Annotated in this window: 17 protein-coding genes; 11 read left to right on the top strand and 6 right to left on the bottom strand. The window is 63.2% G+C overall.

The window, feature by feature from the left end:
* Positions 1-70 precede the first annotated feature (70 nt).
* Positions 71-724: a signal peptidase I gene (gene lepB / locus C4S68_RS01980; RefSeq protein WP_235011290.1), complete on the bottom strand. Its 654-nt coding sequence runs from the start codon at positions 722-724 to the stop codon at positions 71-73.
* A gap of 126 nt (positions 725-850) precedes the next feature.
* Positions 851-1894, bottom strand: coding sequence for a serine hydrolase (locus C4S68_RS01975; protein ID WP_235011289.1), 1044 nt, complete (start codon positions 1892-1894; stop codon positions 851-853).
* A gap of 99 nt (positions 1895-1993) precedes the next feature.
* Here C4S68_RS01975 and murQ point away from each other — a divergent pair, with 99 nt between their 5' ends.
* From murQ to C4S68_RS01925, 10 genes are all read left to right on the top strand, one after another.
* Positions 1994-2962 (top strand): N-acetylmuramic acid 6-phosphate etherase, encoded by a 969-nt coding sequence (murQ, locus tag C4S68_RS01970; RefSeq protein ID WP_103931341.1) that lies wholly within the window; start codon positions 1994-1996, stop codon positions 2960-2962.
* 3 nt (positions 2963-2965) lie between these two features.
* Positions 2966-3427 carry a hypothetical protein gene (locus C4S68_RS01965; RefSeq protein WP_103931340.1) on the top strand — a complete coding sequence of 154 codons (462 nt, stop codon included), beginning with the start codon at positions 2966-2968 and terminating at the stop codon, positions 3425-3427.
* A 12-nt stretch (positions 3428-3439) separates the two neighbouring features.
* Positions 3440-3949 (top strand): hypothetical protein, encoded by a 510-nt coding sequence (locus C4S68_RS01960; protein ID WP_407641091.1) that lies wholly within the window; start codon positions 3440-3442, stop codon positions 3947-3949.
* Between the two features lie 50 nt (positions 3950-3999).
* The gene (locus C4S68_RS01955; protein WP_103931338.1) at positions 4000-5196 is read left to right on the top strand and encodes a glycosyltransferase 87 family protein; all 1197 of its coding nucleotides are present in this window, start codon (positions 4000-4002) and stop codon (positions 5194-5196) included.
* A 171-nt stretch (positions 5197-5367) separates the two neighbouring features.
* Complete coding sequence (locus C4S68_RS01950; RefSeq protein WP_103931337.1) at positions 5368-5793, top strand: hypothetical protein; 426 nt, start codon at positions 5368-5370, stop codon at positions 5791-5793.
* Between the two features lie 70 nt (positions 5794-5863).
* Positions 5864-7966: a pyrroloquinoline quinone-dependent dehydrogenase gene (locus tag C4S68_RS01945; protein ID WP_103931336.1), complete on the top strand. Its 2103-nt coding sequence runs from the start codon at positions 5864-5866 to the stop codon at positions 7964-7966.
* 171 nt (positions 7967-8137) lie between these two features.
* The gene (locus C4S68_RS01940; RefSeq protein WP_103931335.1) at positions 8138-9364 is read left to right on the top strand and encodes a glycosyltransferase; all 1227 of its coding nucleotides are present in this window, start codon (positions 8138-8140) and stop codon (positions 9362-9364) included.
* Complete coding sequence (locus C4S68_RS01935; RefSeq protein ID WP_103931334.1) at positions 9361-10743, top strand: glycosyltransferase 87 family protein; 1383 nt, start codon at positions 9361-9363, stop codon at positions 10741-10743. The genes C4S68_RS01940 and C4S68_RS01935 overlap by 4 nt, the downstream gene beginning before the upstream one ends.
* Before the next feature lie 93 nt (positions 10744-10836).
* The gene (gene murA, locus C4S68_RS01930; RefSeq protein ID WP_103931333.1) at positions 10837-12138 is read left to right on the top strand and encodes a UDP-N-acetylglucosamine 1-carboxyvinyltransferase; all 1302 of its coding nucleotides are present in this window, start codon (positions 10837-10839) and stop codon (positions 12136-12138) included.
* A gap of 170 nt (positions 12139-12308) precedes the next feature.
* On the top strand, positions 12309-12827 hold the full coding sequence (locus C4S68_RS01925; protein ID WP_103931332.1) for a Uma2 family endonuclease: 519 nt from the start codon (positions 12309-12311) through the stop codon (positions 12825-12827).
* Positions 12828-13052: 225 nt separating this feature from the next.
* Here C4S68_RS01925 and alaS read toward each other — a convergent pair whose 3' ends face one another.
* The 4 genes from alaS to C4S68_RS01905 form a co-directional block, all read right to left on the bottom strand.
* Positions 13053-15965 carry an alanine--tRNA ligase gene (alaS, locus tag C4S68_RS01920; protein ID WP_103931331.1) on the bottom strand — a complete coding sequence of 971 codons (2913 nt, stop codon included), beginning with the start codon at positions 15963-15965 and terminating at the stop codon, positions 13053-13055.
* Positions 15966-16054: 89 nt separating this feature from the next.
* Complete coding sequence (locus C4S68_RS01915; protein WP_103931330.1) at positions 16055-16657, bottom strand: outer membrane protein; 603 nt, start codon at positions 16655-16657, stop codon at positions 16055-16057.
* Between the two features lie 264 nt (positions 16658-16921).
* On the bottom strand, positions 16922-17353 hold the full coding sequence (locus C4S68_RS01910) for a hypothetical protein (RefSeq protein ID WP_146071976.1): 432 nt from the start codon (positions 17351-17353) through the stop codon (positions 16922-16924).
* Between the two features lie 219 nt (positions 17354-17572).
* Entirely contained in the window at positions 17573-18520 is a 948-nt protein-coding gene (locus C4S68_RS01905) for a LysR family transcriptional regulator (RefSeq protein ID WP_103931328.1), read from the bottom strand.
* A gap of 283 nt (positions 18521-18803) precedes the next feature.
* On the opposite strand from C4S68_RS01905, the gene C4S68_RS01900 reads away from it, so the two are divergent.
* Entirely contained in the window at positions 18804-20000 is a 1197-nt protein-coding gene (locus tag C4S68_RS01900) for a 2-isopropylmalate synthase (RefSeq protein ID WP_103931327.1), read from the top strand.
* Positions 20001-20318: the final 318 nt, after the last annotated feature.

The following is a 20318-nucleotide window of genomic DNA, read 5'->3' as shown; positions in this document are numbered from 1 at the left end:
GTGTGCAGGAAGCCTCTGCACACGTCCGCTTTGTCAGGGCGGGACTTTCAGTCCCGCCACAAAAATCGGCCTACCGAACGATGCCTGCCTGGTCGACCGGCCAATACACAAACGCCGCGCGGCCATAGATCAGATCCCGCGGCACGGTGCCAAAGTCGCGGCTGTCACTCGAGATCAGCCGATGGTCGCCCATAACGAAATACTCGTGTGGCGCCACGGTCATCTCCGGCTGCGAGCGGTCGTCGGCATAGCGTGATGGAACGTACGGCTCCTTCAACATCACACCATTGACGAAGACCTTGCCGTGGTCGATCCGGAGATCGTCGCCCGGCAGCGCGATCACGCGCTTGATGTAGCTCTTCGTGTGGTCGTTCGGATAGAGGAACACCACCACGTCGCCGCGATGAATGCTGTCGAAGCGGTATGCAAACTTGTTGATGAACAGCCGGTCCTGGTCTTCCAGCACCGGGAGCATGCTGGTGCCTTCCACCCGCACCGGCTGGTAGAGAAACAGGATGATGAAGACGGAGATCGCGACTGCGATGACGAGGTCCCGGGCCCAGGCACGCCAGCCCGAAGACTGAGCACGCACGACGTCCTGAATGGACTCCTCGTGGACACCATCCCCGCGCGACTCCTCCCCGACAGGCTGTTCTGCCATTGTGCCTGCGGAGCCTTCGGTACTGTCCTGCATCGTGTCCTGTTGTAGCGCGTTCTGGTTCATGGCCGGATCAAATCTCGCCCCGCCCTGCGGGGAGATCCCCCGTTACCGCTGCCGCGGGCGGGGGAACCTACTCGATTAATGTAGACGATCCACAGGCAGTTTCGGCACATCTCCCGCCCACGCACCCTACTTTGCCGCGAACGCTCCGCCTGGCTCCAGATCCAGCCCCGGCACAAGGTACTTGTCATCGATCCCCGCCGGCGACCAGCTGCTGACCGCCGCCTTCGCAATCTTCGCGATCAGAATCTCTGCCGTGTTATCCACAGTCCAGCTTTGGTCCTTGTTGTCGTGGGTAAAGATCGAGAGCACAATCGGCCCTGTTTTTCCTGCAACGATCGCTACATCGTTGCGCACCGCGTTCAGCGAACCTGTCTTACTGGCGATCGCGCTCCCGTGCTCGCTGGTATCCACCGTATCGAGGTACCGCGGCACCGTGTCCCTGTAGAACTGGCTCGAAAGCATGTGCAGCGCCACCTTGCAGACCGCGCGATCCTGCTCGTCCACCGGCCCGAACTTCTCTTCCCCGGCAGCGGTCGCCGCGCCCATCGGATGCAGTTCGCAGCGCCCAATCGTCTCCATCAGGATCGCCATCTCGCGCGGCGTCGTCTTGCCCAGGCCAAACTTCGGCTGGTCTGCCGGCATCGTGCCCACTGCGGGCTTGCCGATTCGCTTGTAGAGCCACGTGTTCTTCAGCCCCAGCTGCCCCATGCGCTGATTGACGGCATCCACGCCAATCCGGTCGATCGCCAGGTCCGTCGCCGAGTTGTCGCTCACGATCACCATCAGCGAGAGGACGTCCTTCAGCGTCAGGGTCATCGGTGTATCGAAGAACTGCAGAAACCCCGAGCCGCCGACCGTGTAGTTCGCCGGAACGGTGATCTTCTCGTCCCAACGCGCTTTGCCCTCGCGCACCTCGACCATCGCTTCGTAAAGCAGCCCCAGCTTGATCACCGAGGCGGTCTGCACCGGCTCATCCGCGTTGAGCGCAACCGTCTTATCCGTATTGAGCTGATGGAGATACACACCCACCTTGCCCTGGTGCGACGCTGCCAGCGCCTCGACCTCTGCCTGCACGCCAGCGGTCTGACCGACTGCCGCGAAAGACACCCCAAAAAGACAAGCGATTGCTCCCTGCAACAACCACGACGCCGGCTTCATGAATCGGGTCAACGTTTGATCCTCCACAGCTTTGCCAGTCCTGCCGACTGGCTACTCTCAACAAACTTACCTGCATTCGATGAGCTAGAATGGGCTTGCAGCATTTAGGCTATGGCTACCCTTACCATGTCATCTCCGCCAGCTCTTGATCCACAAGGCGCTAGTAAATCGGCCGACCTTCAGAGTCTCACGACAGAGCAGCTGAACGACGCCGCCCATGGTCTCGACACAAAATCTGCGATCGAGATCGCGCGCATCATCAACCAGGACGACGCCAAGGTGGCGGCAGCGGTGAAAAAGGCCCTGCCTGAAATTGCCATGGTGATCGACACCGTCGCCCGTTGCCTTCGCGACGGGGGCCGGCTGATCTACGTCGGCGCCGGAAGCTCAGGCCGCATCGCGGCGCTGGACGCCTCCGAGTGCCCGCCCACCTTTTCCACCGCGCCCTCGCAGGTGCAGTACATCATGGCCGGCGGACCCAAGGCCCTCGCCTCCGCCTCTGACGTCAACGAAGACTCGCCCGAGCTCGGCCAGCGCGACGTGGCCAAGCGCCGCCCCACCCGCAAGGACATCATCATCGGCGTCTCCGCCTCCGGCCGCACGCCCTACGTCATCGGCGCGACCGAGTACGCCCGCGCCCGCGGCGCCCGCACCGCCGCCATCACCTGCAATCCCGACTCCGACCTCTCCCGCGTCGCCGACATCACCGTCTGTGCCGAGGTTGGCCCCGAGGTCGTCTCCGGCTCGACCCGCATGAAGGCCTCCAGCGCCCAGAAGATGATCCTCAACATGATCACCACCGGCGCCATGACCCGGCTCGGCTACGTCTACGACAACCTGATGGTCAACGTGCACATGAAGAACGCCAAGCTCGTCGAGCGCGGCATCCGTGTGCTCATGAAGGTCTGCAACATCGACCGCGAGACAGCGATCCGCACCATCAAGTCGTCGGGCAAGTCGATTCCCATCGCCGTCGTCATGCTCAAGGCCAACGTCGACAAGATGGAAGCCGTACGCCGCCTGCAGAAGTCCGACGGCAACGTCCGCCTGGCCATCGAGGACTCGCGCCTGGAGCTGTAGCGAATGGTGAGCACGTCCCGCGTAACCTTCTCAGAGGCAAACAGCGCCGCACCAACCTATTTCGTTACCGCTTTCAGCGTTGGCCTGCTCGTTATCGACCGCGCAGCCCATTTGCTATTGCACTTCCAGACGCGGGCGATCTATATTGCCGCCTCGTGGGTGCTTTACCTAGGCGCTCTTCTCGGTATCAACGTTCTCGCTGGCTGCATCTGGCACCCCATCCCGAAAGAGCGACGGGCGGTCGGCGGCATGTCTCTGTTGAATCTAAACTCCCCTACACGCCCCCCATACAAGGCTCCCGGAACGTCGGCTATACTCCAGCAGCTCAATGAGCCAACCTCAGACTTCGAGGAGGTAGACGCGAGCCAGACGGAGATGCGCGATGCGATCGAGTGGCGCAAGCTTGTCGTGACCTCGGCAACGCTGGCCTCAGCCTTCTTCCTGCTCGTCCACTGGGCTCACTGAGCCATGGAAGCCGTGCAAGTTCTCCGCTCCACCCGCCGCTGGATCGCCCTCTTCATCCTCGGCCTCGTCCTCAGCGGCGTCACCGCCTTTCCGCTCGTCCACGAGACCTCCTGGCTCGTCCGCGCTGCCCAGGCGGTCTCGCTCGACCGGCACCTCCCCGCCCTCAATGCCTGGCTAGTCCGCGTCGAGACTGCACTCGCCGACACATCCTCCCGCTATCCTTTCCTCGCCTACGGCACTGACTGGCTCGCCTTCGGCCATCTCGTCATCGCGGTCGCCTTCGTCGGCCCCTGGCGCGATCCCGTCCGCAATCGCTGGATGATCGACGTCGGCCTGATCGCCTGCGCCGGGGTGATCGTCCTCGCCTTCACCGCAGGCCCAGTGCGCGGCATCCCCATCTACTGGCGGCTCATCGACTCCAGCTTCGGCCTCTTCGGCGCCATCCCACTCGCAATCGTGCGCCGCAAAATCGACAGCCTCAACGCACTCGAAGCTCTCCAGCAGACCGCGCCCGCCGCCTGAACCCGCCCGATTAACGCGGCTTCCGCAGCGCGACCCCTTAGTCTTTCCCTATGCCGTTCCCCGGGCGTTCGAAAGCCCTCCCCACCAGCGTCGTCCTGCTCGTCTACGCCTTTGCCGTCGCGGCTGCCTTGCTGTGGATCGGCGCCTTCGTCGCCCCCCACGCCACCGTCTTCCCCGCGGGCCCGAACTACGCGGACATCACGGTCTACAAGGGCCGCTTCACGCTGTATCACACGGCCCGCTTCTTCACCTCGAAGGCCTACTCCGGCTTCGCCTATCCCGCCGGGGCTGCGGTCCTCTACGAGCTCTTCTACAAGACCGGCGACGCCACTACGACCTACCTCGTGCTCTCTGCCATCGGAGTACTGGCAGGTACCGGCGTGGCTCTCTGGCTGCTGGCCCAGGCAGGAGCCCTCAAGCTCGCGGCGCCGCTCGCGCTCGCGACATCCTTCCCCCTCGTCTTCCTCATCCAGCGCGCCAACATCGAGCTGCTGCTCTGGCTCCTGATCGCCGCCGGCATCCTCATGGCATGGCGCGGCTGGTCCATCCCCGCGGCCATCCTCTTCGGCATCGGCTTCGCCATCAAGCTCTACCCGATCCTCCTGCTGGGCCTATTCCTTCGCCGCCGCCGCGACCTGCCGGCCTTCGCCATCGGCGTCGTCAGCGCAATCCTCGCCATGGGCTTCGCGATCGCTCACGCCGGTCCAACGTTCTCCATCGCGGCGCAAGGCTTCTTCACCGGGATCGACCGCTTCCAGAACCACTACGTCGATACCGTCAGCAAGGTCGAGATCGCCTTCGATCATTGCCTCTTTTCACCCTTCAAGTACCTGGCCTACCTGGACCACGAAAGCCCCGCACCGTGGCGCGCGACCTACTACCTCGTAGCCGCGACGCTCGCCATCCTGATCTTCCTGCGGGTGCGCACGCTCCCATTCCTCAACGTGCTCATCTTCCTCACAGGGGCCATGGTCGCGCTGCCGCCGGTCTCGTTCTCGTACACGCTGGTGCACCTGGAACTGCCGCTGGTACTGCTCCTGGCGGCGCTCGCCGGCCCTCGTCTGCGGGCGTCATTCACCGCGATGCTGGCGCTCGCGCTGCTCCTTGCGCTGATGCTTCCACTCCCGGCGCTGCACGCACTCGGAGTCGTCCCGACCGGCCCCCTCGCGTCCGTGCTGCTCGCGGCGCTGCTGCTCGCAACGGCTCTGCAGCCCTGGCCCAGCGGCACACCCGCGGACGGAGCGTAAGTCCCTTGCCGAAGGGGTACCAGATCGAAAGAGAGTTGCCCATCCGATGCTCTCTCGTTACACAATGTGACCAGAACAGCAGCCCTGCGCCCGCAACATTCGCTTCGCTGCGTGTTTGACTGCACAGTAGGCAGCGAGTTCCTCCCCCACGCTGCCAGGGAGTGATGAACCATGAAGCGTATTCTCCTTTCCGCAGCTCTTCTCCTCAGCCTGGGCGGCGTCGCCGCGCTCGCGCAGCAGGACGCACCGCCGGCTCCACAGCAGGGCCAGCCCCCCATGCACCATCGCCGCGCCGACCCACAGCGCGAGGTGGCTCACCTGACCAGGGCTCTCAACCTGACCCCGGACCAGGCCTCGAAGCTCGAACCGATCCTGGCCACCCGCGATCAGCAGATGAAGGCCGTCTTCCAGAACCAGCAGCTCGCCCCGCAGGACCGCCATCAGCAGATGATGGCCATCCACCAGACGACCGAGCAGCAGCTCGCCACCGTCCTTACGCCCGACCAGCTCCAGCAGCTAAAGGAGATGCGACACAAGGGACGTGGACGCGGTCAGTGGGGCCAGGGTCAGCGCCAGGGCGGCGCCCCGGCAGCCTAAGCAGTTCCTTTTCAGTACTTCAGCCCTTCCGCGCTCCACGGCGGAAGGGCTCTCGTGTATACGGACAGAGATGAAGTTTTTCTGCCGCACGCTCCGTACCGACCTGCTCCTCTGCTCGTTCTCCCTCTTCCTTGTATCGTTGGCCCCAGCCTCAGGACAAGCTCCAGCAGGATCACAATGGCCGACGTACGGTGGTGATCCCGGAGGCCAACGCTACACCGCGGCGTCACAGATCACGCCACAGAATGTGTCGCAGCTGCGTGAAGCGTGGCACTTCCATACCCACGCGCTCGATCTCGCGCGCAATGGAAGAGACGATGCCTCCTTCGAGACGACCCCGGTGCTGCTCGGGCACACGCTCTATCTCTCCACACCATTCGACGAAGTGATTGCGCTCGATGCCACGAGCGGCAAGCAGCTCTGGCGCTTCGACCCGCAGATCCAGCTCGTTCATCCCGGACAGCTGGTGACATCTCGCGGCGTAGCACTCTGGCCCGCCACAGCCACAGAGCCCGACCCCACACACCCTTGCGCGACGCGCGTCCTCATCGGCACCCTCGACGCCCGCCTCGTCGCCGTCGACGCTGCCACCGGCAAGCCGTGCCCCAGCTTCGGCACCAATGGAGCCGTGAGTCTGCGCGACGGGGTTCACATCTCCGAACATGGCGACTATGGGATGACCTCACCGCCCACCGTCCTGGGAGACGTTGTCGTCACCGGCTCCGCCGTCGCAGACAACCAGTCCGCCGAGATCGAATCCGGCCTCGTCCGCGGCTTCGACGTCCTCACCGGAAAGCTCCTCTGGAGCTGGGAACCGCTACCCTGGGCCCAGTCGATGCATCCGCGTACCGGCGCCGGAAACACCTGGTCCGTAATCGCAGCCGACCCCACCCTGGGGCTCGTCTATCTGCCCACCTCCAGCGCTTCTCCCGACTTCTACGGTGGCCTGCGCCCCGGCGACAACCGCGACGCCGACTCCGTCGTCGCTCTCGATGCCCGCACCGGTAAGAAGGTCTGGGCCTTCCAGACCGTGCACCACAACTTATGGGACTACGACATTGCTGCTGAGCCGCTGCTCTTCACCTTCCGCGGCGTCACGCCCGCGATCGCGGTCCTCACCAAGTCGGCGCAGATCTTCGTCCTTGACCGGCGTACCGGGCGACCCCTCTTTCCCGCGCCCGAAGCACGCGTGCCCCAGGACGGCGCTCCCGGCGAGCAGCTTTCACCCACGCAGCCGATCTCGTCCGTCGACTCACTGGCCCCGCTCACCGTGCCATCCCTTAGTACTGACACCTCTGGCTGGAAGCGCAGCGACGCAAACACCGCATTCTGCCAGAAACAACTCAGCGAGCTTCGCTATGACGGCATCTACACGCCGCCCACGCTGAAAGGTTCGCTGCTCTATCCCGGCAGCCTCGGCGGTGTGAACTGGGGTTCGGCCGCATTCGATCCCAACACCGGCCTCCTCTACGCAAACAACAATCGCTATCCATTCAAGATGCGTCTCGTCGATCGCAACAGCTTTGAGGTGACCTGGAAGTTCCACATCGAACCGACAGTCCGCGACTGGCCCTTCTGGGTCATTTACGGAAGCGGCATCCTCCTTCTTGGTTGTGTTAAGCGGCGCAGTCTTTGGCCCGGATGGAAGGGATTCGGTGTCGGCATGGGAGTCGCCGCCGTCTCGATCCTGACGGTTATCTTCCCGTGGAGCCCGTACATGTCGAACCGTCATTTCTCGGCAGAGACCTCGGCTCAGGAAGGCACGCCCTACCTCATCGAACGCGTACCGCTTCTCGATCACGACGGCAATCCCTGCATCGCTCCCCCGTGGGCTGCGCTCTCTGCCGTCGATCTGAACACCGGCAAGCGCGCCTTTTCGGTTCCCCTGGGAGTCAACGCCAGCGGCCAGCACGTCGGCACGCTCTCCCTGGGCGGCCCCATCGTCACCGCAACAGGTCTCGTCTTCGACGCCGCTACGCTCGATGCCACACTGCGCGCCTTCGATGCCACCAACGGCAAAGAACTGTGGTCTACGAAACTCCCTGCCCCGGCGCTCTCCACCCCGATGTCCTACAGCGTGAATGGAATCCAGTTCGTTGTCGTGGCTGCCGGGGGACATACGCTGCTCGGCAAGCAGCGCGGTGATGACGTCATCGCCTACGCGCTTCCATAAGCCGCAATTCAGATTCCGAGATTCATACCCCAGTTCGTGCACCGCCGGTACTCACATCCGGTGTGAGGCCGTCTCAATCGGGTAGTTCGCCACGCGCTCCGCACGCGCAACGGAGCAACACAACGTGGCCGACCACCTGATCTGCAACGGCTTTTTTCCAGGGGAACTGGCATGACACAACTGGCATCTGCATCATGGAGAGCGCACTCCACGCGTCCACGCGCCACCATCGCTCCATGGCCCGGCTCCACATCCTCCGCAGCGCGTGAGTTCGCAGTCATCGTCCCTGCCTACAACGAGCGCGACAACGTCGCAGAGCTTGTTCAGGGACTCACAGAGACACTGACAGCCTTCAACTGGGAGGTCATCTTCGTCGACGACGACTCTCCCGACGGCACCGCCGCAGCCGTCGAAGTCATCGCACGCAGAAACCCGCGCGTGCGTTTGATCCACCGCATCGGCCGTCGTGGACTCACCTCGGCCTGCGTGGAAGGCATCCTCTCCACCACAGCTCCGATCGTCGCTGTGATGGACGCCGACCTCCAGCATGATGAAGCCGCGCTGCCTGCGATGATCTCCACGCTGCAACAACAACACCTCGACCTCGTCGTGGCAACACGCAATGCCTCGGGCGGAAGCATGGGAGACTTCACGCCGGCGCGTGTCCTCATCAGCCGCGCCGGACGCGCCGTGAGCCGCCTCGTCTGTCGCACGCCCCTCACCGATCCCATGAGCGGCTTCTTCGTCGTCGATCGCAGCTTCTTCCTCAGCTCCGTGCGCGACATGCAAGGCAACGGCTTCAAGATCCTCATCGACCTGCTGGCCTCAAGCCCAGGGCCCGCGCGGGTCGGCGAGGTCGGTTACCACTTTCGCACGCGCCGCCATGGCGAGAGCAAACTCGATCTCTCCACCGGCATCGAGTACCTCACGCTGGTCCTCTGCAAGCTCACCCATGGGCTCGTGCCTCCACGCTTCTCCTTGTTCGCCGCCGTCGGTGCGCTTGGCATCCTCACGCATCTTGCATGCCTCGCGCTATGCATGAATGCCTTCCATCTTCCTTTCATCACGGCGCAAATCATCGCCACCATCGCCGCGATGACCGAGAACTTCTTCCTCAACAATCTCGTCACCTTCCGCGATGCGCGACTGCGCGGCAAGCGTCTCGGCGCAGGTCTCGCGGTCTTCTGGATCGTGTGCTCCTTCGGAGCCTGGGCAAACCTGCTTGTCGCATCTTCACTGGTCCGAAGCCACACTCCGTACCTCGCCGCCGGGCTCATCGGAGTTACGATCAGCTCCCTCTGGAACTACTCCATGAGCAGCTTGTGCACCTGGCGCAACCCCGTGCGCCGATCCGGCCACACACGCTCCTCTGCAGGCATGATCGAGGTGGCGCGATGAAGCAAACGAGCTCGGACGCGACAACGACTCGTACCGTCAGCCTCATGCCGCGCACACTCCTCGTCGTGTGCTGGCTCCTCGCCACCATCGGCATGGTATTCGTCGCAGCCACCAACTTCCCCGCTCCCGGCTGGGACATGAACGTCTACCGCAACGCCATTCACTCCGTGCAGATCGGCCATGATCCCTGGGCCGATGGCGTCGCCGTACAGAAGGCCCACATCGCTTACACCAGGACGCATCCCTACGAGATGCCGCCCTTCACCTACGTCTATTCGCCCATCACCTTACCGCTCCTGCAGCTCCTCGCACGCATCCCGGAGCATCCGCTCAAGATCGCCTACTGGGCGCTCTTTATCCTCGCGAACATCATCACCATGGTCGTCCTGCTGCGAACCTGTCTCGAGCAAAAATCCTTCCGCGACTTCAGAGCCTCGTCCGATCCCCACCAGTTTGAGTCCACGCTCTTCTGGTACCTCGCCCCCGCCTCAGTCTTCTTCGCCGGTCTGCTCTACACCAGCGTCGAGCTCAGCGGAAACCTCGCCTACATCCTCTACGCGATGATGCTCGCCACCGCGATGCTCGGCTGGCGTCGCAACGTATGGTCGCCGTTCTACCTCGCGGTAGTGCTCGCCGCGTGCTTCAAGGCGCCGATGCTCACCTTGCTGGCGCTGCCTGTCTTCACGACGAAGACCCAATGGCGCGCTGCAACCCTCACCGGAGCCCTCGGCCTCACGCTCTTCTTCCTGCCATCACGACTCTGGCCCGCGCAATTCCATCACTACCTTGAAGCCGTCTCGCTGCAGTTCTCCATCAACCACGACTTCGGCGACGGCCTTGCCTCCATCATCGGCAACCTGCTCTTCTACCTCGGCAAACCGTATGAGCTCGCAAGCCTGCTCGTCTACGCGCTCTACGCCAGCGCCGTGTTGCTGACCCTCTACGTGCTCTCGCGGTGCTACCTCCGCGGAGACTTCCCGCTCCATCGCTGGCTGCCCGTCCTTCTCTGCGGCATCATCCTCCTCAACCCCCGCATCAAGGAGTACGACGTCGCTCCCATCACCCTCCCCATGGCGATCATCGCGTGGCGCGTGCTTGGCCGCGGCATCACCTCCCTCCGCACCGGCTTCGAGTGCCTCCTCCTCTTCGTCACGCTCAGCGCCGTGGCGACCTGCTCCCCCATCGCCTGGAAACCCACCGAATGCTTTCTGCTGCTTGGAATCTTCGCGCTGGGAGCAAGCGACCTGCTGCAGATCAGCGCTACAAAAACGGCTCCGCCACTCAGGCCGAGCGGTGACCCGTTCGACGAACTCCGCGACGAACTCTACGCCGCACCACGCTACGAACCCTCCGGGGAGCTGGAACCGGTCGCGCGATAGACCGTCCCTGCGCCCGTAATCCTCCTTGCACCCCTCGGCACACCCCTCCAACGGGGCGCACATTTCCCCTTGCCAAACCACTACACTTTGGGGATGGACAAGTTTGTCGTTCGCGGCGGCAATCCGCTGCTTGGTACCGTAAAAGTCTCCGGCGCAAAGAACTCTGCGCTGCCCTGCATGGCTGCGGCCATCCTCACCGAAGGTGAGGTCGTGCTCGAAAACATCCCGCAGGTGCGCGACATCGAGACCGAGCGCAAGCTGCTGGAGTCGATGGGCGCAGAGGTCGAACTCGGCTACGGCCGCGCCCAGCACCGCACCACTATCAAGTGCGCCGTGCTCTCCGACCCCGTCGCGAAGTACGAGATCGTCAAGACCATGCGCGCCAGCTCCCTCGTGCTCGGCCCTCTCATCGCCCGCACCGGCATGGCCCGCGTCGCGATGCCCGGCGGCTGCGCCATCGGTGGCCGTCCCATCGACCTCCACATCAAGGGCCTCGAAGCCATGGGCGCGACCATCACCCAGGAGCACGGCTACCTCGAAGCCAGGTCTCCAGGCAACGGCTCCGGCCGCCTCAAGGCCGCGCACATCGTCTTCGACAAGATCACCGTGACCGGCACCGAGGACCTGCTGATGGCCGCCGTCATGGCCGATGGCGAATCCCTCTTCGAGAACTGCGCCCGCGAGCCCGAGGTCACAGACCTCGCGGCCATGCTCAACAGCATGGGCGCGAAGATCGAAGGCGCCGGGACGTCCACAATGAAGATCACCGGCGTCGCCAAGCTCAACGGCACGCGCCATCGCATCAATCCCGACCGCATCGAGGCCGGCACCTTCCTCATCGCCGGAGCCATCACCGGCGGCGACCTCATGGTCGACTGCCTCAACCCCGACCACCAGGGCGCACTGATCGCCAAGCTCCAGGAATGCGGCGTCAAGCTCGAGATCGGTGAAGACTCCATCCGCGTCCGCAGCGAAGGCGCCCAGACCCTCAAGGCCGCCGATATGTCCACCGAGGAGTACCCCGGCTTCCCCACCGACATGCAGGCGCAGTTCATGGCGCTCGCCACGCAGTGCCAGGGCACCAGCGTCATCACGGAGAACATCTTCGAGAACCGCTTCATGCACGTCTCGGAGCTCAATCGCATGGGAGCCAACATCAGCGTCAGCGGCCGCACGGCCACGGTGCGCGGAGGCGACAAGCTCCAGTCCGCAGCCGTCATGTGCTCCGATCTCCGCGCCAGCGCTGCCCTCGTACTCGCAGCCCTCGTAGCCGACGGAGAATCCATCCTCGACCGCGTCTACCACCTCGACCGCGGCTACGAGCGCATGGAAGAAAAGCTCCGCGGCGTAGGGGCCCAGATCCGCCGCATGGGAGACGTCTTCGGCAAGAAGTAGCGCTACGACTTTCCTCGTCGCTCATAGCTCGGCACCTCGTCGCTCTGCAGTACCCTGCGACGCAACCTCACACCTCAAAACCTGAAGACCTCGCACCTCTACAGCATCCCCACAATGCGCTTGCGGCCCACCGGCCGCAGGCGCATTCTATTTGCAGCGAGGTAACGACCATGGCGACCACTCCATCCCTGCTTCCCATCGACGCCTACCTGCGCACCAGCTATGAGCCCGACGCCGATTACGTAGACGGCGACATCGAGGAGCGTCACTTGGGCGAATACGAACACGCACGTATCCAAAGCTTATTGAGCGCCTTGTTCATTCGGAACGAGAAGGATTGGCGCATCACCACCGTCGTCGAACAACGCATCCGCGTCACACCCACACGCGTCCGCATCGCCGATATCGCCGTCCTCCGCGCCGACGCTCCCCGCGAGAGCGTCACCCAGACGCCCCCGCTGATCTGCATCGAAGTGCTCTCACCCGAAGACCGCATCCCGCGCGTAGAAAAGCGTCTCGCCGACTACCTCGCGATGGGCATCGAGAACATCTGGCTCATCGACCCCATCCGCCGCTCAGCGCACACCTACGACGCGCAAGGCCTGCACCACGCAGACTCGACGAACTTACACGTGCCCCACACGCCCATCCATCTCGATATGACCGAGATCTTCGCCGCACTCGACTAACCGGCCTTCCCTCGCAGCTCAAGCCCGCCCTGCGGGCGACCTGTTCGCCTCATCGCTCAACAGACCGATACACGCCCGTGTCCCCCGGAAAGGCTCGCGCGCCCAGCGGCAAACTCACAAGCCGGCAAACGACAGATGGCCTCCGCAGGGAGGCCATCTGTCGTTCACGCTTGCCGGGTGGCCCATATCTCGCCTTTGAGATGTGGGTTCGCAAACCACAAACCTTTACCCCAGCAACCCACCCACCACTTCAGCAGCACCCGCCAGCGCCCCATCCAGCGCCGCGACATCGCTGCCGCCAGCCTCCGCCAGATCCGGCCGCCCACCGCCCTTGCCGCCCACCTTCGCAGCCAGCGCGCTCACGATCTTGCCCGCCTGCACCTTACCCGTCAGGTCCTTCGTGACGCCCGCGATCAGCGACACCTTGCCCTCGTCGGTCGCCGCACCCAGCACCACCACGCCCGAGCCCAGCTTGCCGCGCAGCTCGTCCACGAGGTTGCGCATCTGCGCCTTATCCAGCGCATCCACGCGCAGCGCGATCACCTTCACCCCCTTCACCTCGATCGCGCTCTCCGCCGCATTCGCCGTCGCCGCGCTGGCCGACTTCGCACGCATCTGGTCAAGCTCGCGGCGCAGCTTCTTCATCTCTTCTTCCTGCGCATTTACCCGAGCCCGCAGCGCCTCCGCCGACGCATCACCCGCGCCGATGAAGCTCGCGGCAACTTTAGCCACATCCGCATCGCGCCGGAACAGTCCCAGCGAACCCGTGCCCGTAACGGCTTCAACACGCCGCACACCACTCGCAACCGCGCCTTCGCCCACCAGCTTGATCAGCCCAATCTCGCCCGTTGCTCCGATGTGCGTTCCACCGCAAAGCTCGGTCGAGAAGTCCCCGATCTTCACCACGCGCACCTTGTCGCCATACTTCTCGCCGAACAGCGCCATCGCGCCCAGCTCATGCACCGCCACATCGATCGGCACATCCACCAGCGTCTCCACCTTGCTGTTCGCCAGCACCTGCGCGTTCACGATGTCCTCGATCTCCTGCAGCTCCTCCTCCGCCACGCCCGCAAAGTGCGAGAAGTCGAACCGCAGCCGCGAGCGATCATTCAGCGATCCCGCCTGCTTCACATGCGTGCCCAGCGTCTGCCGCAACGCAGCGTGCAGCAGGTGCGTAGCCGTATGGTTGCGCATCGTCGCCGACCGCACCTCACCATTCACCACCGTATCCACCACGTCGCCGACAGCAATGGTCTCCTTCGCCGTCACACTATGCGCGAACACGCCCTGCACCGGCTTCCTGCAGCCGCTCACCTCGGCCACCAACGTGCCGTGATTGTCCGCATACAGCCAGCCCACATCGCCCACCTGCCCGCCCGAGTCCGCATAGAAGCTGGTCGTATCGAGCACCACCTCGCCCGTCTCACCCGGAGCCAGCGACGGCACACCCACGCCATCCTTCACCAACGCCAACACCTTCGCGCCCTCGACCTTCAGCGCCGTGTAGCCCAGGAAGTCGGTCTGCGCCAGCTCGCGATACACCGGAGCCGCCGTCTTCTGCGACCCGCCCTTCCAAGACGCCCGCGCCCGCTGCTGCTCCTCTTCCTTCGCGGCCTCAAAGCCATCTTCGTCAAAGTCGATGCGAGCATCTCGAGATGCGTCCGAGATAAAGTCTTTCGGAAGGCCATAGGTTTCGTAGAGCGAAAATGCCTTCTTTCCATCCAGCTGGGCTAATTGCATGTAGTTAGCAATCGGAGCATACATAGCAGCCGTAAGTTCAAAGTCAGGATGTTCCTGCTCTTGTTTCCAATCATCGTCAAGTACGCGCTCAAAGGTAGGTGCTTCGATTTCATCGAGTGACATGTAGTACTTAAGATAGGCTTGCCGATATAAGCTGTTTTTCTCTCTGTACGCCTGACTAACAGCCCTGGACATGACGTTATAAAGAGCAACATTTAGTTCGATTGAACCTCTTGCCATCACCCGAGCAAACTGCTGCTCCTCCGCCAGCACCACCTTCGCCACGCGCTCGGCCGACTCCTTCAGCTCCGGATACGCTGCGCGCATCTCATCGCGCACCGCCTCCACCATCTTGTAGAGGAACGGCTGCTCCTGCCCCAGCAAACGCCCGTGCCGAATCGCCCGCCGCATGATCTTGCGCAGCACATACCCACGCCCCTCATTCGCCGGCAACACCCCATCCGAGATCAGGAACGTCGAGCACCGCGCATGATCCGCAATGATGCGCAGCGAAGCCGCACCCTTCTCATCCGAAAGCGCCAACTCGCTGACTCGCTCACTCGCTAACTCGCCGCCCTCAAAGCCTGTAAGGCGCGCCGCCGCCGCAATCAGCGGCGTAAACAGATCGCTCTCGTAGTTCGAGAGCTTCCCCTGCAGCACCGCCGACACCCGCTCCAGCCCCATGCCCGTATCGATCGAAGGCTTCGGCAGCGGAGTCAGCGTCCCATCGGTCGAGCGGTCGAACTGCATGAAGACCAGGTTCCAGATCTCCATGTAGCGCTGCTCGTCCTGTGGAAACGGCACATCCTCACCGTTCTCCGAGGCCACCAGGCCGAGGTCATAATAAATCTCCGAGCAAGGCCCGCAAGGCCCCGTATCGCCCATCTGCCAGAAGTTATCCTTCGCGCCCATGCCGAAGATCCGTTCCTTCGGCACGCCCGCCGCAATCCAGAACGCCTCAGCCTCGTTGTCGCGCGGTACCTTCGCATCGCCTTCAAAGATCGTCACATACAGCTTGTCCTTGTCGATCCCAAACCAGTCCGGCGAGGTCAGCAGCTCCCACGCATACGCGATCGCGTCCTTCTTGAAGTAGTCACCGAAGCTGAAGTTCCCCAGCATCTCAAAGAAGGTATGGTGCCGCCGCGTGAAGCCGACGTTCTCGAGATCATTGTGCTTTCCGCCCGCGCGCACGCACTTCTGGCTGGTCGTCGCGCGGCTGTACGCCCGCGTCTCCGCGCCCAGAAACACGTCCTTGAACTGGTTCATGCCAGCGTTGGTAAACAGCAGCGTCGGATCATTGGCCGGGACCAGGGAGGACGAATGCACGCGACGGTGCCCTTTGCCCTCAAAAAAACGCAGGAAGTCTTCACGAATCTGGTTGCCGGACAAGTTACGCATAGAGTTCAAGTTTATCAGCGACATCCCTTTGCAACGAAGAAAGGCCCGCCGGTTGGCGGGCCTTTCCATTGCCGTGTCGAAGCGTCTGCTTAGAAGTGGTACGCAACGCCGATCGACGGGGTTTCGCTGAGGAAGTACTTGTTGGTCTTGAAGTAGCTCTGGCCAAAGTCCGGAGTCTTCAGAACCATGCCGCGGTACTCCGCACGGATGTCCCAGCTCGGGCTCAGCTCGTAAGCCACGCCCGCGCCGAACAACGCGCCGATGTTGGAGTTCTGCTTGGCGCCCAGCTGGTGGGTGCCGGTATCGAGAATCGGGGTGTAAATATTTACACCGATGCCGACCTCTACAAAGGGGTTCCAGTTGCGGTAGCTACGCGTGTAGACGTACGCCCCAGAAAGCTCCTGCTGCTTCGCATGCACTTCGCCGTTGTTCACGGTCACCGTGTTGTACTTGAACGAGTGCTGCGAGAAGTTGTAATTGAGCTCGAGCTGGCTGCGAGGGGTCAAATCGTAGCGGTAGCTCCCCAGCACGCCTAGCGTGGCAGTCTGGTGCATCGGGTGTACCAGGAGACCATTGGTATCAAAGCCCGTAACGCCGATTACGCTGACGCTCGCGTCCTGCCGGCTCTCCTGAGCGTTCGCTACGGTCGCGGCGCTCAACAGCAGAACACCGAGCCACATCATCTTCTTCATGCTTGCCAGAATCCCTCGCTTTCACATCCAGCGCCGGTGAAGACAATACCTCACCCGTCCTGAGTCCCTTCGGGTGGAACAGGCCTCTATCTTCCTGACGCCTCGCGCTTGCTCCTGATTGTACCTGCTCCGCCGCATGTGCGGCTTGAAATGCCCGGTGGATGAGGGATAGACGAGGATTCCGGCCTTTCGGAATCCACCTCCGGCACAAAAAACAAGCGGGATCCCGTATGGGACCCCGCTCGCTGCTCGAAGAGCTGGAATCTACAGCTGCGCCGGTGGAGGAGCCCCGCCGCCGCCCTGCATCCGCTGCCGCATCTGCTCCATCATGGCCTGGTACTTGGTCCACTGGTCAGCCGTCAGAATGGCCTTCAGCTTGGTCTGCTCGTCCTGGCGGATCGCCATCATCTGCGAGCGCGAATCTTCCTGCGACGCTCCACTCGCGCGAACCGCCTTCATCTTGTCAGAATCAGCCACCAGCACAGCCTTCACCTGCGCCGTCTGGTCATCCGAAAGCCCAAGCTGCTTCTGCATCATCTCCGCGCGCCTGGCCGGATCCATCATCATGCCGCCACGACCACCGCCCGGAGGCGGCCCCTGCGGCGGCGTGTCCGAGCTCGACTGTGCCCCGGCTGCCGCCACAAATCCCAAACAAAACAGCAGCATCGCTGCCATACGTCCGATTGAGTGCTTCATATGCCTTCTCCTCGTATCGTGAAACTGATTGCGTCGTGAACCGGAATCTTTCGTAAAACTGACCCAGCCAAAGCCCAGGGCTACCGTGCGCCATCGGGCCATCCGGCCGTTTTCAACCGGCTGTGGCTACCGTCCAGAGACGGCCCAGATTTCGCAAAGTTCCCGGCTTTCATGTAAAGATTCGTCACTTCGACCGCCCTCCGTCGAACCGCCGAAATCCTACGCTGCCCCGCTGCGATCTGTCACGTAGCAAAAGGGATCGCCCAGCGACGCAGCCTGCTCCTCCACCACCGTCAGAAACGCCCGCGCCGCATGGCTCAGCGCCGCCTGTCGCCGATACACCAGCCGCAGCCGCCGCTCCATCTCCAGCTCCTTCACCTTGATCGCCACCAGCGCCCCCGACGCCAGGTCCGGGTCGACCGTCAGCTTGGGAACCAGCGCCACCCCATTGCCCTGCGACACGAACCGCTTGATCGCCTCCAGCGACGGCAACTCGACCTCGATATTCAGCGGCGTCCTGTGTCTCTTGAAGGCCTGGATCACCTTCTGCCGCATCGGCGACGCCACGTTGTGCGCCACAAACAGCTCCCGCCCCAGCCGTTGAATGGTCACCGGCTCCTCCGCGTTCGCGGCCCGGCCTCGCGCCAGCTCGTGCTGCGGACCCACCACGCACACCAGCTCGTCGCGGTAGACCACCACCGAGCGCACCTGGGGGTCGTCCGGCCGGAAGCTCACCACCCCAATCTCCACCGAGTGCTGCAGCACCTCATCCGAGATCCGGCTCGCCAGCGCCCGCTGCACCTCGATCTTCACCCGCGGATGCGTGCGCCGATACGCATCCAGCACCGGCAGCAGATACAGGCAGGTGTACTCGTTTGCCGCCAGCCGCAGCCGCCCCGTATGCAGCGACCTCAGCTCCACCAGCGCCGCCTCGGCGTCCGACCGCAGGTTCAGCATCTTCTGCGCATGCTCGCGGAGCACCTCGCCCGCATCCGTCAGCCGGCCATCGCGCGACGTGCGCTCCAGCAGCGTCTCACCCAGCTCCGCTTCGAGCTTCGCAATCACCTGGCTCACCGCCGGCTGCGTGCGATGCAACCGCGCCGCCGCGCGAGAGAAGCTGCGCTCCTCCGCCACGGCCAAAAATGTCTCCAACTGAAAGAGGTCCATCGCTTCCCATCCCTCGCCGCGGCGGCGACATTCATCGCAACGTCATCCGGCGTTCACCTTGCGCTCGTATCGCTTGCGAACCACTCCAACAGGTCTGAAAATGCCTATTCCCTGATGCCCGCAGCTGTCGTACTCTTTCTGTCTAATGCCAATGGAGCCCTATGCTGGCATTAGAAGTTTTGATACGCCTCGCTCCGAGCATAAGGGCGGGTTATGCTTTAGTCCAGTAGCGAAGGGCAGCCAACGCACCCGATTGCCGCGCGCACGAAAGGTCTCACCGAACATGGCCATCTCGAACCACATCGTCTTCTTCGACACCACCCTCCGCGACGGCGAGCAGTCCCCCGGCTGCGCCATGCACCACGCTGAAAAGATGCGCCTGGCCGCCCAGCTCGCGAAGCTTGGCGTGGACATCATCGAGGCTGGCTTCCCCATCGCCTCGCATGGTGACTTCAACAGCGTGAAGGCCATCGCCGAGACCATCGGCCGAGGCAACGGCGCCCCCAGGATTGCGGGTCTCGCCCGCTGCAAGAAAGTCGACATCGAGGCCGTCGCCAAGGCCGTCGAGGCCGCCGACCGAAGCCGTATCCACACCTTCCTTTCGACCTCCGACCTGCACCTCACCGCCAAGCTCAAGATCACCCGCGAGCAGGCTCTCGACCAGATCGCCGAGTGCGTCGCCTACGCCCGCACCCTCGTCGACAACGTCGAATTCTCCCCCGAGGACGCCACCCGCACCGATCCCGACTTCCTCGTCAAGGCCCTCGAAGTCGCCATCCAGGCCGGGGCCACGACCCTCAACCTGCCCGACACCGTCGGCTACTGCATACCCGCCGACTACGCCGCCATGTTCCGCATGGTCCGCGAGCGCATCCCGCAGATCGACGCCGACGGCATCATCCTCTCCGCGCACTGCCACGATGACCTCGGCCTCGCCGTCGCCAACACCCTCGCCGCCATCGAAGCCGGTGTCCGCCAGGTAGAGTGCGCCATCAACGGCATCGGCGAACGCGCCGGCAACGCCTCCCTCGAAGAGCTCGCCGCCATCCTCACCGTCCGCAAGGACAAGCTCCCCTACGACCACAGCATCGTCACCACCGAGCTCTACAAGACCAGCCAGATGCTGGCCGAGTGCATCAGCTTCGGGGCCGCGCCCAACAAGGCCATCGTCGGAGCCAACGCCTTCGCCCACGCCGCCGGAATCCACCAGCACGGCGTCATCGCCAACCCGCTCACCTACGAGATCATGACGCCCGAATCCATGGGCGTGCCCACGAACTCCCTCGTGCTCACCAAGCACTCCGGTCGCGCCGCCCTTGCCGAACGCCTCACCAAACTCGGCCACCCACTCGACAAGGAACAGCTCCTCATCGTCTACGAACGCTTCACTGACCTCGCCGACCGCAAAAAAGACATCTACGACCAGGACCTCATCGGCTTGCTCCATGCCCCAGTCGCCGAAACCGCAAGCGTGTCGTAGCTACCGGAGCGCCCTATGGAAGCGCCAGACATCGACAACGGATTGACGCCGACTCAGAACTCACTCATCCGATGGCAAGGGATCATCGCATTCGGGCCTTTCGTAGGAGTGGTGTTATTTGCACAAACGAGCCTTTCGAACAGACTCCCAAACTGGCTGATTTTGCCGGGCATCATGATTCCAGTCGTCTGGGCCGTCGCATTCAAGGGGTACGTACTGTACCTCGGCTCTCAGAAGACCTGAGCTGTCGAATGAGCCATGAAGGAAATAGAAGACGCAAGCGCCAACAGCGCGACAACATACCAGCCTAGGCCGAAG

It is taken from the genome of Bryocella elongata (genome assembly GCF_900108185.1).
Taxonomy (GTDB): domain Bacteria; phylum Acidobacteriota; class Terriglobia; order Terriglobales; family Acidobacteriaceae; genus Granulicella; species Granulicella elongata.
This window is presented reverse-complemented; position numbering and strand designations above follow the sequence as displayed.

What these genes read in the sequence shown, in the direction of transcription:
- lepB (WP_235011290.1), bottom strand. Translation starts at nt 724, where the DNA reads ATGAACCAGAACGCGCTACAACAGGACACGATGCAGGACAGTACCGAA.
- murQ (WP_103931341.1), top strand. Translation starts at nt 1,994, where the DNA reads ATGGCTACCCTTACCATGTCATCTCCGCCAGCTCTTGATCCACAAGGC.
- C4S68_RS01965 (WP_103931340.1), top strand. Translation starts at nt 2,966, where the DNA reads ATGGTGAGCACGTCCCGCGTAACCTTCTCAGAGGCAAACAGCGCCGCA.
- C4S68_RS01955 (WP_103931338.1), top strand. Translation starts at nt 4,000, where the DNA reads ATGCCGTTCCCCGGGCGTTCGAAAGCCCTCCCCACCAGCGTCGTCCTG.
- C4S68_RS01950 (WP_103931337.1), top strand. Translation starts at nt 5,368, where the DNA reads ATGAAGCGTATTCTCCTTTCCGCAGCTCTTCTCCTCAGCCTGGGCGGC.
- C4S68_RS01945 (WP_103931336.1), top strand. Translation starts at nt 5,864, where the DNA reads ATGAAGTTTTTCTGCCGCACGCTCCGTACCGACCTGCTCCTCTGCTCG.
- C4S68_RS01940 (WP_103931335.1), top strand. Translation starts at nt 8,138, where the DNA reads ATGACACAACTGGCATCTGCATCATGGAGAGCGCACTCCACGCGTCCA.
- C4S68_RS01935 (WP_103931334.1), top strand. Translation starts at nt 9,361, where the DNA reads ATGAAGCAAACGAGCTCGGACGCGACAACGACTCGTACCGTCAGCCTC.
- murA (WP_103931333.1), top strand. Translation starts at nt 10,837, where the DNA reads ATGGACAAGTTTGTCGTTCGCGGCGGCAATCCGCTGCTTGGTACCGTA.
- C4S68_RS01925 (WP_103931332.1), top strand. Translation starts at nt 12,309, where the DNA reads ATGGCGACCACTCCATCCCTGCTTCCCATCGACGCCTACCTGCGCACC.
- alaS (WP_103931331.1), bottom strand. Translation starts at nt 15,965, where the DNA reads ATGCGTAACTTGTCCGGCAACCAGATTCGTGAAGACTTCCTGCGTTTT.
- C4S68_RS01915 (WP_103931330.1), bottom strand. Translation starts at nt 16,657, where the DNA reads ATGAAGAAGATGATGTGGCTCGGTGTTCTGCTGTTGAGCGCCGCGACC.
- C4S68_RS01910 (WP_146071976.1), bottom strand. Translation starts at nt 17,353, where the DNA reads ATGAAGCACTCAATCGGACGTATGGCAGCGATGCTGCTGTTTTGTTTG.
- C4S68_RS01905 (WP_103931328.1), bottom strand. Translation starts at nt 18,520, where the DNA reads ATGGACCTCTTTCAGTTGGAGACATTTTTGGCCGTGGCGGAGGAGCGC.
- C4S68_RS01900 (WP_103931327.1), top strand. Translation starts at nt 18,804, where the DNA reads ATGGCCATCTCGAACCACATCGTCTTCTTCGACACCACCCTCCGCGAC.